General features: G+C 67.3%; 13 protein-coding genes. 5 read left to right on the plus strand and 8 right to left on the minus strand.

The window, feature by feature from the left end; all coding sequences use genetic code 11:
• Window positions 1-100 precede the first annotated feature (100 nt).
• Window positions 101-1288, plus strand: a complete 1188-nt coding sequence (locus ACZK33_RS20250; RefSeq protein ID WP_049399229.1) for a pyridoxal phosphate-dependent aminotransferase — start codon at window positions 101-103, stop codon at window positions 1286-1288.
• Between the two features lie 136 nt (window positions 1289-1424).
• Here ACZK33_RS20250 and ACZK33_RS20255 read toward each other — a convergent pair whose 3' ends face one another.
• Window positions 1425-3521, minus strand: coding sequence for a prolyl oligopeptidase family serine peptidase (locus tag ACZK33_RS20255; RefSeq protein WP_423175065.1), 2097 nt, complete (start codon window positions 3519-3521; stop codon window positions 1425-1427).
• A 69-nt stretch (window positions 3522-3590) separates the two neighbouring features.
• Complete coding sequence (locus ACZK33_RS20260) at window positions 3591-3917, minus strand: hypothetical protein (protein WP_049399225.1); 327 nt, start codon at window positions 3915-3917, stop codon at window positions 3591-3593.
• Between the two features lie 127 nt (window positions 3918-4044).
• Here ACZK33_RS20260 and ACZK33_RS20265 point away from each other — a divergent pair, with 127 nt between their 5' ends.
• Window positions 4045-4647 (plus strand): lipocalin family protein, encoded by a 603-nt coding sequence (locus ACZK33_RS20265; RefSeq protein WP_197615757.1) that lies wholly within the window; start codon window positions 4045-4047, stop codon window positions 4645-4647.
• Window positions 4648-4769: 122 nt separating this feature from the next.
• On the opposite strand, the gene ACZK33_RS20270 is transcribed toward ACZK33_RS20265, so the two are convergent.
• The 3 genes from ACZK33_RS20270 to ACZK33_RS20280 all read right to left on the minus strand — a co-directional run bounded on the left by ACZK33_RS20270 (window position 4770) and on the right by ACZK33_RS20280 (window position 7560).
• A complete protein-coding gene (locus ACZK33_RS20270) occupies window positions 4770-5459 on the minus strand; it encodes a methionine ABC transporter permease (protein ID WP_032129021.1) in 690 nt (229 codons plus the stop codon).
• Window positions 5456-6463 (minus strand): methionine ABC transporter ATP-binding protein, encoded by a 1008-nt coding sequence (locus ACZK33_RS20275; protein WP_032129022.1) that lies wholly within the window; start codon window positions 6461-6463, stop codon window positions 5456-5458. The genes ACZK33_RS20270 and ACZK33_RS20275 overlap by 4 nt, the downstream gene beginning before the upstream one ends.
• Before the next feature lie 200 nt (window positions 6464-6663).
• A complete protein-coding gene (locus ACZK33_RS20280) occupies window positions 6664-7560 on the minus strand; it encodes a DMT family transporter (RefSeq protein ID WP_049399222.1) in 897 nt (298 codons plus the stop codon).
• Window positions 7561-7679: 119 nt separating this feature from the next.
• Here ACZK33_RS20280 and ACZK33_RS20285 point away from each other — a divergent pair, with 119 nt between their 5' ends.
• Entirely contained in the window at window positions 7680-8162 is a 483-nt protein-coding gene (locus ACZK33_RS20285) for a YajQ family cyclic di-GMP-binding protein (RefSeq protein WP_006471121.1), read from the plus strand.
• 35 nt (window positions 8163-8197) lie between these two features.
• Here ACZK33_RS20285 and ACZK33_RS20290 read toward each other — a convergent pair whose 3' ends face one another.
• The 3 genes from ACZK33_RS20290 to ACZK33_RS20300 all read right to left on the minus strand — a co-directional run bounded on the left by ACZK33_RS20290 (window position 8198) and on the right by ACZK33_RS20300 (window position 12061).
• Window positions 8198-9295, minus strand: coding sequence for a helix-turn-helix domain-containing protein (locus ACZK33_RS20290; RefSeq protein WP_423175066.1), 1098 nt, complete (start codon window positions 9293-9295; stop codon window positions 8198-8200).
• A gap of 154 nt (window positions 9296-9449) precedes the next feature.
• Window positions 9450-10577 carry an NAD(P)-dependent alcohol dehydrogenase gene (locus ACZK33_RS20295; RefSeq protein ID WP_032129025.1) on the minus strand — a complete coding sequence of 376 codons (1128 nt, stop codon included), beginning with the start codon at window positions 10575-10577 and terminating at the stop codon, window positions 9450-9452.
• 17 nt (window positions 10578-10594) lie between these two features.
• Window positions 10595-12061 (minus strand): benzaldehyde dehydrogenase, encoded by a 1467-nt coding sequence (locus ACZK33_RS20300; protein WP_032129026.1) that lies wholly within the window; start codon window positions 12059-12061, stop codon window positions 10595-10597.
• Between the two features lie 193 nt (window positions 12062-12254).
• Between ACZK33_RS20300 and ACZK33_RS20305 the strand changes: the two genes are divergently transcribed.
• Both ACZK33_RS20305 and ACZK33_RS20310 read left to right on the plus strand, forming a co-directional pair.
• Entirely contained in the window at window positions 12255-12821 is a 567-nt protein-coding gene (locus ACZK33_RS20305) for a DUF1415 domain-containing protein (protein ID WP_032129027.1), read from the plus strand.
• Window positions 12818-13621: an SDR family oxidoreductase gene (locus tag ACZK33_RS20310; RefSeq protein WP_121504346.1), complete on the plus strand. Its 804-nt coding sequence runs from the start codon at window positions 12818-12820 to the stop codon at window positions 13619-13621. Before ACZK33_RS20305 ends, ACZK33_RS20310 begins: the two co-directional genes overlap by 4 nt.
• Window positions 13622-13649 lie beyond the last annotated feature (28 nt).

Below are 13649 nucleotides of genomic sequence, written 5' to 3' on the forward strand. Positions count from 1 at the left end.
GGTCGTGCTTGCCGCTGGCCGGCAACCTCGGGATAAACAGAGGCGGGGGGTTGCCGGCCAGCGGCCGGCACTTCCAGGACGCGCGGCGTACCATGGGCACATGAGTACCCTGCCCCACACGCCGGGCTACAGCCGGCGCAGCCATGAAATCGCTCCGTTCCACGTGATGTCCCTGCTGGCCCGCGCGCAGGCGCTGGAACAGGCGGGCCACGATGTGATCCACCTGGAAATCGGCGAACCGGACTTCACCACGGCCGAACCGGTCGTGCGTGCCGGCCAGGCCGCATTGGCCGCCGGCCATACCCGCTACACCGCCGCACGTGGCCTGCCGGCCCTGCGCCAGGCGATCAGTGGCTTCTATCGCAGCCACTACGGGCTGGATATCGATCCCGAACGCATCCTGGTCACTCCCGGCGGCTCCGGTGCGCTGCTGCTGGCCAGCAGCCTGCTGGTCGACCCCGGCCGCCACTGGCTGCTGGCCGACCCCGGATATCCCTGCAACCGTCATTTCCTGCGCCTGGTGGAAGGCGGTGCGCAACTGGTGCCGGTCGGCCCGGACACCGCCTACCAGCTCACGCCATCGCTGGTGGAACAGCACTGGAATGCCGACAGCGTCGGCGCACTGGTGGCCTCCCCCGCCAATCCGACCGGCACCGTGCTGTCCGCCGACGAACTGGCGGCACTGTCGCAGGCCCTGCACGCGCGTGGCGGCCATCTGGTGGTGGACGAGATCTACCACGGCCTGACCTACGGCCTGGATGCACCCAGCGTGCTGCAGGTGGACGACAGCGCGTTCGTGCTGAACAGCTTCTCCAAGTATTTCGGCATGACCGGCTGGCGGCTGGGTTGGCTGGTGGCGCCGCCAGCGGCGGTGCCGGACCTGGAGAAGCTGGCACAGAACCTGTACATCAGCGCGTCGAGCATCGCCCAGCATGCCGCACTCGCCTGCTTCAGCGAGGAATCGATGGCGATCTTCGAACAGCGCCGCGAGGCGTTCCGCCAGCGTCGCGACTATCTGCTGCCGGCGCTGCGCGAGCTTGGTTTCCGCATCGAAGTGGAACCGCAGGGTGCGTTCTACCTGTACGCCGACGTCAGCGCGTTCACTGACGACGCGCAGGCGTTCTGCGCGCACTTCCTGGAAACCGAGCACGTGGCGTTCACCCCGGGGCTGGATTTCGGTTTCCACCGCGCCAACCAGCACGTGCGGCTGGCCTATACCCAGGAAGTGCCCCGGTTGCAGGAGGCGGTGGCGCGGATTGCACGCGGGTTGAAGAGCTGGGGCGCCTGATCGATCTGCGCGAACGGCATCCACGCATGGCGTGGATCTACTGACCCAGCGCACGATACGTAGGGAGATCCACGCCATGCGTGGATACGTGAACCCAACGAAAAACGCCGCCCTGGGGCGGCGTTTCCCGTTCTGCTTATTTACCGCCCAACCGCTCCCACAGGAAGCTGTAGGCCAGCGCCGACATGTGTGCGGCCTGCGCGTTGTTGGCTGCGCCGCCGTGGCCACCTTCGATGTTCTCGTAGTAGGTCACGTCCTTGCCGGCGTCGATCATCTTCGCCGCCATCTTGCGGGCATGGCCCGGGTGCACGCGGTCATCGCGGGTGGAGGTGGTGAACAGCACCGGCGGGTAGTTCTTCTTCTCGTTGAACAGATGGTACGGCGAGAAGGTCTTGATGAACTCCCAGTCGCTGGTATCCGGGTTACCGTACTCGGCCATCCACGAGGCACCGGCCAACAGGTGGCTGTAGCGCTTCATGTCCAGCAGCGGCACCTGCACCACCACTGCACCGAACAGCTCCGGGTACTGGGTCAGCATGTTGCCGGTCAGCAGGCCACCGTTGCTGCCACCTTGGACGCCCAGGTGCTTGGCACTGGTGATCTTGCGCTTGACCAGATCGCGCGCCACCGCAGCCATGTCTTCATAGGCCTTGTGACGGTTCTGCTTCAGCGCGGCCTGGTGCCAGCGCGGGCCGTACTCGCCACCACCACGGATGTTGGCGACCACGTACACACCGCCCTTCTCCAGCCAGGCGCGGCCCATGCCACCGGAGTAATTCGGGGTCAGCGAGATCTCGAAGCCACCATAGCCGTACAGCAGGGTCGGGTTGGAGCCGTCCAGCTTCATCGCCTTGTCGTGCACCACGAAGTACGGCACGCGGGTGCCGTCCTTGCTGGTGGCGAAGTGCTGCTCGATCACCTTGCCCTTGGCATCGAAGAAGGCCGGCATGGTCTTCAACGTTTCCGGCGCCTGGCCGATCTCGGCCAGAGCCAGCGTGGTCGGGGTCAGGTAGTCGGTGGCGGTCAGCCACACCGCATCGCTGTCGTTGCTGTCCACTGCGCCCACGGCCAGCGTGCCAAAGGCCGGCGCGCCGACGAAGCGGCTGGTCTGCCAGCCATCGGCGCCCGGGGTCAGCACCGACAGGCGGTTCTTGACGTCATCCAGCACGTTCAGCACCAGGTGGCTCTTGGTCCAGGTGGCGCCGGCCAGCGAGGTGGTCGCGGTCGGGGTGAACAGCACCTCGAAGTCGCGCTTGCCGGCCAGGTAGTCATCCAGCTTGGTGGCCAGCAGCGAACCGGACGCGTAGGTCTTGCCGCCCACGGTCCACGGATCGCGCAGTTCCAGGGTCAGCCACTGCTTGTGCAGGCCCTTCCCGGCCGAATTCGGCGCGTCGATCTTGGTCAGCGTGCCATCGTCGCCACGCAGGTAGAGCTCGTTGTTGTAGAACGCCAGCGTGCGGCTGACCAGGTTGCGCTCGAAGCCCGGGGTGTCATCGTGCATCGCCGCGATGTACATGTCTTCCGGCTTGCCTTCGTACACCACGGTGGCCGAGGTCATCGGCGTGCCGCGCTTCCACAGCTTGGCCACGCGCGGGTAGCCGGAGGTGGTCATCGAGCCCGCACCGAAGTCGGTGTAGACGAACACGGTGTCGCGGTCGACCCAGTTGAGGCCGCCCTTGGACTCTGGACGGAAGAAGCCGTCCTTGATCCAGGTCTTGTTGGCCAGGTCGAACTCACGGGTGACGTCGGCGTCGGCGCCACCGCGCGACAGCGCGATCAGGCAGCGGCTGTAATCCGGGCGCAGGCAATCGGCGCCGTGCCAGACCCAGTTCTCACCCTCGGCCTTGTTCAGCGCATCCAGGTCGAGCACGGTTTCCCACTGCGGCGAGGCCTTGCGGTACTCGGCCAGGGTGGTGCGCCGCCACAGGCCGCGCTCGTGCTGCTGGTCCTTCCACAAGTTGTAGTAGTAGTCGCCGATCTTCTGCACGCCGGGGATCTTGGCATCGGAGTCGAGCACCTCGCGGATGCTGGTCTCCATCTGCTTGAAGGCCGGGGTCTGCGCCAGGCGCGCCTCGGACTTGGCGTTCTGTTCCTTGACCCAGGTCAGCGGCTTGTCGCCGGTGACGTCTTCGAGCCAGGCGTAGCGATCGGTGTCTTCAGCGGCCACGGCGGTCCCCACCGAGGCAGCGGTCATCATGCCGGCCAGCAGGCAGGCGGAAGCGAGTCGAGACATTGCAGCTCCAGGCAGTCATAAGCCGTGGAACGCTAGCATGGATCGCCGCGGCCGCCCCCGTGTCGAAGGTCAGGCCGCGGCGGTGGAGCCGCGACGGCCTCGCGCCGCCCCGCCGCTACGGCGACGTGCCTGTCCACCGGTACGACGCGCCAGCCGCAGCCACGACAGGCGCGGCAACGGAAAGCGCAGCAACGCCCACCAGGCCACCAGCGGCATGCCCACCAGCCACATGGGTAGCCAGCCCAGCCAGGCACTGCTGCCGCGCGCGGCCGGCCAGACCAGTACCAGCGCCATACCGGCCAGGGCCAGCTGCTGCACGCTGCGCAGCAGGCGCGGGTCGGCACGCTCGAGAATGACGCGTTCAGTTGCAGAGCGGCGGACGGAACGTGCGTTCATGGGGCTTCTCCGGTGGACAATGCAACACAGCATGGCCCCCCCCCTTCTCACAGGTTGCGACACCATTGACGGATCGCGTGCACACAGTCGACCATGCGCGTGCAAGCCCACTGGAGCCCGCTCCCGCATGACTTCGATCCGCCCGCTCTGCGCCGCGCTGCTGGCCCTTTCCCTGGCCGGCCCCGCCGTGGCCGCCAGTGAGCCGCCTTCGCCCCGTACCAGCGCCTCCGGTGCGGCTGCCCTGGACGCACCGATCGACCTGAAGCGCTTCATGGGTACCTGGTACGTGATCGGCCGCGTGCCGAACTTCATCGAGCGCGGCCATGTGGCCAGCGTCAATAACTACGAACTGCGCGACGAGCACAAGGTCGGCATCACCTACCGCTACCGTGATGGCTTCGGCGAACCGCTGCAGGAAGTGCGTGCCCGCGCCAGCGTCGACCCGGACAGTGGCAACCACGGCTGGCGCACCTGGTTCTACCGTGTCGTGCCCACCCATTCGAGGGTGCTGGAAGTAGCGCCGGATTACTCGTGGGCACTGATCGGCTACCCGGGCCGCGAAATGGCCTGGATCTTCTCGCGTACGCCGGACATGGACAAAGCCCTGTACAAGGAGCTGGCCGAGCGCCTGCGCGACGAGTACGGCGTGAACACCGACAAGCTCAAGCGCGTGCCGCAGCACCCGGAGCAGGTTGGGAAGCTGGGTTACGAAGTACCGAACGTGCGTTGATTGCAGGTGGGATTGCCGGCCAGCGGCCGGCACTACCGTTTCCAGGCAATGGGGTAGAGCCGGCCGCTGGCCGGCTGCCGCGATGCACCGGGCGACGCCGGGGGCAGCGCCCCGGCGCCTCGTCATTTGCGGCTGTAATGCGCGACCAGGCGGTCGCCGAGCATCTGCAGCAGCTGCACCAGAACCAACAGCAGGACCACGGTAACCAGGGCCACGTCGGTGTGCGAACGCTGGTAGCCATCGCGGAACGCCAGATCACCAAGGCCGCCGGAACCAATCGCACCGCCCATCGCGGTGAAGCCGATCAGCGCCACGGTGGTGACGGTCGCACCGGCGATCAGGCCGGGCCGCGCCTCCGGCAGCAGCACCCGTGTGACCAGTTGCCAGGTGGTGGCACCCATCGACTGGGTCGCTTCGATCACGCCACGGTCCACTTCGCGCAATGCGGTTTCGACCAGGCGCGCGTAGAACGGCGCCGCGCCGATCACCAGCGGCACGATCGCGCCGCGCACGCCCAGCGACGTTCCCATCAGGAACAGCGTGACCGGGATCAGCACGATCATCAGGATGATGAAGGGCACCGAGCGCAGCAGGTTCACCACCAGCGCCAGCACACCATAGGCAAACGGTCGGCGCTTCATCTGCGGCGCGCCGAACAGGTACAGCAGCACGCCCAGCGGCAGGCCGATGGCCAGGGTCAGCGGCAGCGAACCGAGCAGCATCAGCAGGGTGTCGATGGTGGCCTGGCCGATGTCGGCCCACTTGCCCGCATCCAGGTGGCGGAAGAAACCGCCGGCAGTGGCGATGATCATCGACGCAGCTCCTCGACATGCACACCGGCAGCCACGAAGGCGGCCTGCGCGGCGGACTGGTCACCGCCCACCAGGGCGACCACCAGCTGGCCATACGGGGTGTCCTTGATCCGGTCGATACGGCCGGACAGGATGTTGTAGTCGACCCCGGTCTCCCGCGCGACACTGCCGAGCAGGGGTTCGTAGGTGTCTCCGCCGAGGAAGGTCAGCCGCACGATGCGGCCACCGACGGCATCGAAATCACGATGCAGCGCACCTTCATCCACGTGCTCCGATTCGCTGACGAAACGGCGCGTGGTCGGGTGCTGCGGATGCAGGAACACCCGGGTGACCGGCCCGGTCTCGACCATCTGGCCGGCGTCGAGCACGGCGACACGGTCGCAGACACGGCGGATCACATCCATCTCGTGGGTGATCAGCACGATGGTCAGGCCCAGCTCGCGGTTGATCTTCGACAGCAGCGACAGCACCGAGGCCGTGGTCTGCGGATCCAGCGCGCTGGTGGCCTCGTCGCACAGCAGGATCTGCGGGCGGGTCGCCAGCGCACGGGCGATGCCGACGCGCTGCTTCTGCCCACCGGACAGCTGTGCCGGGTACTTCTGCGCGTGCGCCTCCAGGCCCACGGTCTGCAGCAGCTCGGCCACGCGTGCATCGATCTCCGCCTTCGGCGTGCCCGCCAGCTCCAGCGGGAAGGCAACGTTGCCGGCCACCGTGCGCGAAGACAACAGGTTGAAGTGCTGGAAGATCATGCCGATGCGCCGGCGCAGCGCGCGCAGGCCGTCCGCATCCAGTGCGGTGACATCCTCGCCACCGATCAGCAGGCGACCACCGCTGGGCTCTTCCAGGCGGTTGATCATGCGGATCAGGGTCGACTTGCCGGCGCCGGAATGGCCGATGATGCCGAATACCTCACCGGCCTCGATGGTCAGGTCCAGCGGCTGCAGCGCGCTGACTGCGCGGCCGGCAACGGCATAGGATTTGTGCAGGCGCTGGAACTCGATCACGGGCGTGGCTCACCGGCTGGGTGACGGAAGGGGGCGTGCAGCCTACCAGCGCAAGCGGTCGCGCGCCCGCGCCATGGGCCAGAATGTTATTCCTTTTGGTTCTAAGTCGCCCGCGCCCGGTAGTGTCGGCCGCTGGCCGGCACCTGCAGCGGTCCCTCCGGGGCAAGGAGTTGCCGGCCAGCGGCCGGCACTACCCCGGCTCAGGGATGATCCAGCGGCTTCGGCGGTTCCTGCCGGTTCACCCGCTCACGGTGCAGCAGGTACAGCCCCGAGGCGACGATGATCGCCGCGCCCACCCAGGTATAGCTGTCCGGCAGCTGGCCCCAGAAGGCCAGGTCCCAGCCGATCACCCACACCAGGCCGCTGTACTCCAACGGCGCGATCATCGAGGCCTCGCCCAGCTGGAAGGCCTTGGTCAGGGCAATCTGGCCCAGCGCCCCAGCCAGACCCATGCCGGCGATCAGCGGCGCATGCGCCAGTTGCAGTGGCACCCAGCCGGGAAGGGCCAGCAGGCCGGCGCCGATGGCCATGATCACCAGGAACCAGACCACCATCGACTGCGAGGTATCGGTGCGGGTGAGCAGGCTGACCGTGATCGCCGCCACGGCATACGCGGTGGCCGCGGCCAGCACCATCAGCCCCGGCACCGAAATGAAGCCGTCCACGCCCGGCCGCAGTACCACCAGCACGCCGACCAGGCCGATGCCGATGGCCACCCAGCGCCGCGGGCCAACCCGCTCACCCAGCAACGGCACCGACAGCGCGGCGATCAGCAGTGGGGCAACGAAATAGATGGTGTAGGCGGTGGACAGCGGCAGGTCACGCAGGGCGAACACGAAGCAGCCGATCATCGCCATGCCCAGCCCACCACGCAGCAGGTGCAGGCCCCAGCGGCGCGGGATCAGCGAGCGCGGGCCGGCGCTGACCAGCACCCAGACCAGCACGAACGGCAACGAAGCCGCACCACGCAGGAAGGTCACTTCCAGGGTCGGATAGCTGGCCGACAGCTGCTTCATGCCAGCATCCATCAGCGAGAAACAGGCGACCGCAGCGACCATCCAGGCCACCGCACGCGAAGGGGAGCGTTGCACGTTCATGGCCCATTATCGCCGACAGCACCGGATTGTAGAGTCGAGCCTGGCTCGACTCTACAGAAAGCGGGCATGCGGGCCGGCGCGATAGAATGGCCACCACTGAATTCTGCGGAGCACCGCCCATGCCTTCCTTCGACGTCGTGTCTGAAGTCGACACCCACGAACTGACCAACGCCATCGACCAGGCCAACCGCGAACTGGCCACCCGCTTCGACTTCAAGGGCGTGGACGCCAAGTTCGAACGCGATGGCGATGTCATCAACCAGACTGCGCCGACCGAGTTCCAGCTCAAGCAGATGAACGACATCCTGCGCGCACGCCTGGCCGCGCGCGGCATCGACGTGCTCAGCCTGGAGTTCGGCGACATCGAAACCAACCTGGCCCAGGCCCGGCAGAAGATCACCGTCAAGCAGGGCATCGAGCAGAAGATCGCCAAGAAGATCGCGGCGGCACTGAAGGACGCCAAGCTGAAGGTGGAAAGCCAGATCAACGGCGACAAGCTGCGCGTGCAGGGCAAGAAGCGCGACGATCTGCAGGACGCCATCGCCGTGCTCAAGGCCGGCAAGTTCGAACTGCCGCTGCAGTTCAACAACTTCCGCGACTGATGCCCCCGACGGGCCCTGCCCGGTGGACTACGCGGTCAATCGCGCAGCAGCTTGTACAGCGTGGTACGCGAGATTCCCAACTGGCGTGCGGCCAGGCTGAGGTTGCCGTCAGCGGCCTGGGCCGCGCGACGCGCGGCCTCACGCTGCTGGTCACGCAGCAGCGGCACGCCTGGATCTGCCGGGGTGCTTCGCACAGTAGACCGGTGCGCCGCGCCCCGCGGCCCCTGCAGACGCTGCAGGTAGACCGCACTGCCCTCGCCCAGCCGGACCCGATGCGCTGCGCCCGGTTGCAGCAGCCGACGCCGTTGCGCCGCACTGGCACCGGCAAACAGCGCTTCCAGACCCAGCAGCGGCAACGGCCCGCGCCGTGGCAGGCCCAGCAGGCGCCGTGCAACGCGGTTGGCTGCACGCAGCTGGCCATCCTCCTGCACCGCCAGCAGCCCCTGCAGCGGTGACGCCAGCCAGCGCGGATCATGTTGCACGGCCAGCAGGTGCACGTCGGTGAGGCTGTGGAACAAGCGATTTTCGCTGGCCAGCGCAGCCTGCCGGAAATAGCCCTGCAGCAGGGCGGGATCGCGCTCGCCAAGACCGGTGATGTCGATCACTCCGCAGACCCGACCGTCGAGATCGTGCAGTGGCTCGCTCAGGCAGAACACCGGCGCGAACCGCTGCAGGTAGTGTTCGTTGCCGCGCACCAGTGCCGGCACATCGTCGGCCAGGCTGACCGCTGGCGCGGTGGTGCCGATCTCGGTCTCGCCCAGCTGTCGCCCGACCTGGATCGGCCGCAGCAAGGGAGCATCTTCCAGCCCGTGGGCCTGCTGCGCGATCACCATGCCGTCGCGGTTGGCGCAGAACATCGTCCAGCCACGCCCACCGAAGGCCGCCCAGAGCTGTTCCAGCTCCGGCTGCACGCAACGCGCCAGGCGCCGGTCATCGGGATGGGACAGATGGCGGCCATCGCCCAGCAGCGGCCGATAGTCCGGCTCCTGCCCCGGCTGCAGGCCCGCCGCGCGCGAACGCAGCCATGACTGCTGCAGCGGCAGCGGCAACACGCCCAATGAGCGCGCATCGCCGTCGGCGAAAGCGGCACGTGCCGCCACCAGTTGTTGCTGCCCGACTGTCGTGGCCATCATGGAAGCAGCGTACACCCGCCAGCGGCAACGCCATGTTACGTCTCGGCAACGGAGCGTTTCCGTTTCAAGACGCGTTCAAACAAAGGGGCAGAGCCGTTATGGAAAACGGATCTGCCCCATGCCGGCCAGCGGCCGGCACAACCAACAGGGGAAACTACGCCGCGATGCGCAGCACCGGCTTCAGGGTGATGCCACGGGTGCTGTCTTCGGCCGCCTGGTTGATCTGTTCCAGCGGATAGAACTTCACCAGTTTGTCGAACGGGAAGCGTCCCTGCTGGAACAGGGTCACCAGCTGCGGAATGAACACCTGCGGCACACTGTCGCCCTCGACGATGCCGCGGATGCTGCGACCGCCGAGCAGCAGGTTGTTCACATCGAAACTGGCGGTGGTGCCCAGCTTCGGCGCACCGACCACGCCCATCATGCCCAGCCCACCCAGCGCCTCGACGCCAGCGGACAGCACGTCCGGACGACCGGTCGATTCCAGCGCGAAGTCAGCACCTCCACCCGTGATCGCACGCACCGCCTCGACCACATCGGTCTCCCGGCTGTTGACCACGTGGGTGGCCCCCAGCTCCAGAGCAAGCTCCAGGCGCGAAGGCACCACGTCGATGGCAATGATGGTGGTGGCCCCGGCCACCCTGGCCGCCATCACCGCGCTCAGGCCCACCGCACCGGCACCATAGCTTGCAAAGCTGCTGCCCGACCGCACCTGCAGCGAGTTGAGCACCGCACCGGCACCGGTCTGGATGCCGCACCCCAGCGGGCCCAGCAGTTCCAGTGGTGCGTCATCAGGCACCTTGATCGCATTGATCTCGCGGGCCAGCGCGTAGGTGGCAAACGAGGACTGGGCGAAGAAATGATCGTGCAGCGGCTGGCCCTGCGCATCGGTGATCGCGGTATGGCCGTGGCCATCATCGCCACCGAAGTTCAGGGCGAAGAAATCCCTGCAGTAAGCACCGTGTCCACCCCGGCAGGGATTGCAGTGACCACAGGCGCCGTAGGTCAGCACCACGTGATCCCCCGCCTTGAGGTCGCGCACGTTCGGGCCAACCGCTTCGACGATGCCCGCCCCCTCATGGCCCAGCACCGCCGGCAGCGGCACCGGATAGTACTGATCGCGCACGATCAGGTCGGTATGGCACAGGCCGGTGGCCACCACCTTCACCAGCACCTCGTCGTCCTGCGGACCGCGCAGCGTCGCCTGCTCGATGACGAAGGGCTGCTCCTTGCCGCGTACCACGGCGGCGGTGATCTCACGCGTTGCGTTGTTGTCGTTCATCGTGATGGCTCCTTCGATCAGATCGGGTAAGCGGGCGCTTCGCCCTTGACGGTCAACCACTGCCACTGGGTGAACTCCTCGCCGTTGGCCGGGCCACCAATGCTGGTGCCGTTGCCGGACGCGCCGACGCCGCCGAAGGGGTTGATCACCTCGTCATTCACGGTCTGGTCGTTGATGTGCAGCAGACCGGTACGCAGGCGCTCGCCGATCTTCAGCGCGCGGCCGACGTTGCTGGACACGATCGCCATCGACAGCCCGTACTCGCTGTCGTTGGCCAGGCGCACGGCTTCGTCGTCATCGTCGAACGGCACCACCACCGCTACCGGCGCGAAGATTTCCTCGCTGAAGGCCGGATTGTCGGCCGCAACGTTGCCGAGCACGGTGGGTGCGAAGAACAGCTCCCGGTGCGTGCCGCCCGCTTCCAGCGTGGCACCGGCCTGCACCGCCTGCTCGACCACGCGTGCAGCATGGTCGCGCTGGCCAGCATTGATCAGCGGGCCGATCGCCACGTCCTCACGTGCCGGGTCGCCTACCTTCAGCGCGTTGGCCTTGGCCACCAGTTTCTGCAGGAACGTGTCGTGGATCTTCCGGTGCACCAGCACGCGGCCGGTCGCCATGCAGATCTGGCCCTGGTGCAGGTAGACGCCCCACGCGGTGTTGGCCACCGCCAGGTCCAGGTCCGCATCGTCCAGGATGATCAACGAATTCTTGCCACCCAACTCCAGCGAAACCTTTTTCAGGTGCTTGCCCGCCGCTTCGCCGACCTTGCGCCCGGCGGCGGTGGAACCGGTGAACTGGATCATCGCCACGTGCGGGTCACTGGTCAGCGCGGCCCCGGCCGCGCCATCGCCGGGCAGCATGTGCAGCACGCCTGCCGGCAGGCCCGCCTGCTCGAACAGGCGTGCGATCACCGCGCCACCACACACTGCCGTACGCGGGTCCGGCTTGAGAACCACAGCGTTGCCCAGCGCGATCGCCGGGGCCACCGCACGCATCGCCAGATAGAGCGGGAAGTTGAACGGCGAAATGACCCCGACCACACCCAGCGGGCGGCGCCGCGCCAGATTCAGCTTGCCCGGCTCGGACGGCAGGATCTCACCCGTGCTGCGCGACGGCAGTGCGGCGGCCTCGTGCAGCGCCTTGATCGTCACCTTGGCCTCGAAGCCGGCCTTCAGGCGGGTCGAGCCGCTTTCGCGCACCAGCCACTCGACCAGGGTGTCGATGTTCTCTTCGGCCAGACGCGCGGCCTTGCGCAGCACGTCGGCACGCTGTTCGTAGGGCGCCGCCGCCCAAGCCTGCTGCGCCTGTGCCGCGGCAGCCGCCGAACGCGCGATCTGCGCCGGGTCGGCCAGGCCGATCTCGCCCAGCTCCCGGCCAGTGGCCGGTTCAATCACCGGGTGCCGTTGCGGGGCAGCCTGCCAGTGGCCATCAAAGAAGGCGCCGGCCCAGAGGGCGTCCGGCAGCCACGGGGAAGATGCAGTCATGGGTGTCCTCCTGTGTCGTGCATCCATTCCACGCCCGTCGCCCCGGACTGGCAATCGGCCATCCATCGGTAGCGCGCAACGGTTTGAATCTTCAGGAATTTCCAGCTTCGCCACTGTCCAGTTCCTGCACAGTGGACAGCGCAGCACCGGCACACTGCCTACAATGGCGGCCCCGCCAGCCCACGTGCCCGCCATGACCGATTCCCACCTGCCCACCGATGACCCGATCGCCGCCACCCGCCTGTGGCTGGAGCGCATCGTCATCGGCCTGAACCTGTGCCCGTTCGCCAAGGCGGTGTACGTGAAGGACCAGGTCCGCATCGTGCTCAGCGATGCGACCACGCCGGAAGCGCTGGTTGAACAGCTGGCCGAGGAGCTGGTGCTGCTGCGCGATACGCCGGCCGAGCAGATCGACACGACGCTGATCGTGCATCCGCAGGTGCTGACCGATTTCCTCGACTACAACGATTTCCTCGACAACGCCGATGCGGCGATCGAGGCACTGGACCTGCAGGGCATCCTGCAGGTGGCCAGCTTCCACCCGGACTACCAGTTCGATGGCGTGGCCGCGGACGACGCCAGCAACTACACCAACCGCGCACCCTTCCCCACCCTGCACCTGCTGCGCGAAGACAGCGTGGCACGCGCGGTGGATGTCTATCCGGACCCGGACGTGATCGTCGAGCGCAACATCCAGACCCTGGACCGCATCGGTGTGGACGGCTGGCATCGCCGCCTGCGCGGCGAAGACCTGACGTGAGCACGGTGCCGCCGATCGCCGCATGGCCGGCCGCGCCACTGTCGGGCAAGGTTGTGCTGGTCACCGGCGGTGCCAACGGCATCGGCCGTGGTATTGCCCAGGCCGTACTTGGTGCCGGTGGACGCGTGCTGATCGGCGACCTGGACGTGGAGGCCGGAGAAGCGTGTCTGGCGGAATGGCAGCGCGGCGAGGATGCCGCGTTCCAGCGCCTGGACATCACCGACGAAGCCAGCGTGCGCGACTTCATCGCCGTGGCCCAGCAGCGTTTCGGCCGTATCGACGGACTGGTGAACAACGCGGGCATCGCCGGTCCACACGGCACAGGGTTGCAGGATATGGACTGGGACGAGTGGCAGCGCCGGCTGTCGTCACTGCACGGTGCATTCCTGTGCAGCAAGCACACGTTGCCAGCACTGATCGCCAGCGCCGCCGGTGCGATCATCAACATCGCCTCCACCCGCGCCTGGCAATCCGAAGCACACAGCGAAGCCTACGCGGCAGCCAAGGGTGGGCTGGTGGCCTTCACCCATGCACTTGCGATCAGCGCCGGCCCGGCGGTGCGGGTGAACAGCATCAGCCCCGGCTGGATCGGCACCACTGCGTGGCAGGCCCCCTCACGGCGCCACGCGCCGGAATACTCAGCCATCGACCATGCGCAACACCCGGTCGGCCGGGTCGGCCGCCCCGAAGACATCGGTGCACTGGCGGTGTACCTGCTGTCGTCGCTGTCCGGTTTCACCACCGGCCAGGACTTCATCGTGGACGGCGGCATGACCCGGAAGATGATCTACGCCGAATGACCCCAAGGCGCGACGCCCGGTAGAGGCC

The organism is Stenotrophomonas sp. 86156_Sma (genome assembly GCF_056481625.1).

What these genes read in the sequence shown, in the direction of transcription:
- ACZK33_RS20250 (WP_049399229.1), top strand. Translation starts at nt 101, where the DNA reads ATGAGTACCCTGCCCCACACGCCGGGCTACAGCCGGCGCAGCCATGAA.
- ACZK33_RS20255 (WP_423175065.1), bottom strand. Translation starts at nt 3,521, where the DNA reads ATGTCTCGACTCGCTTCCGCCTGCCTGCTGGCCGGCATGATGACCGCT.
- ACZK33_RS20260 (WP_049399225.1), bottom strand. Translation starts at nt 3,917, where the DNA reads ATGAACGCACGTTCCGTCCGCCGCTCTGCAACTGAACGCGTCATTCTC.
- ACZK33_RS20265 (WP_197615757.1), top strand. Translation starts at nt 4,045, where the DNA reads ATGACTTCGATCCGCCCGCTCTGCGCCGCGCTGCTGGCCCTTTCCCTG.
- ACZK33_RS20270 (WP_032129021.1), bottom strand. Translation starts at nt 5,459, where the DNA reads ATGATCATCGCCACTGCCGGCGGTTTCTTCCGCCACCTGGATGCGGGC.
- ACZK33_RS20280 (WP_049399222.1), bottom strand. Translation starts at nt 7,560, where the DNA reads ATGAACGTGCAACGCTCCCCTTCGCGTGCGGTGGCCTGGATGGTCGCT.
- ACZK33_RS20285 (WP_006471121.1), top strand. Translation starts at nt 7,680, where the DNA reads ATGCCTTCCTTCGACGTCGTGTCTGAAGTCGACACCCACGAACTGACC.
- ACZK33_RS20290 (WP_423175066.1), bottom strand. Translation starts at nt 9,295, where the DNA reads ATGATGGCCACGACAGTCGGGCAGCAACAACTGGTGGCGGCACGTGCC.
- ACZK33_RS20295 (WP_032129025.1), bottom strand. Translation starts at nt 10,577, where the DNA reads ATGAACGACAACAACGCAACGCGTGAGATCACCGCCGCCGTGGTACGC.
- ACZK33_RS20300 (WP_032129026.1), bottom strand. Translation starts at nt 12,061, where the DNA reads ATGACTGCATCTTCCCCGTGGCTGCCGGACGCCCTCTGGGCCGGCGCC.
- ACZK33_RS20305 (WP_032129027.1), top strand. Translation starts at nt 12,255, where the DNA reads ATGACCGATTCCCACCTGCCCACCGATGACCCGATCGCCGCCACCCGC.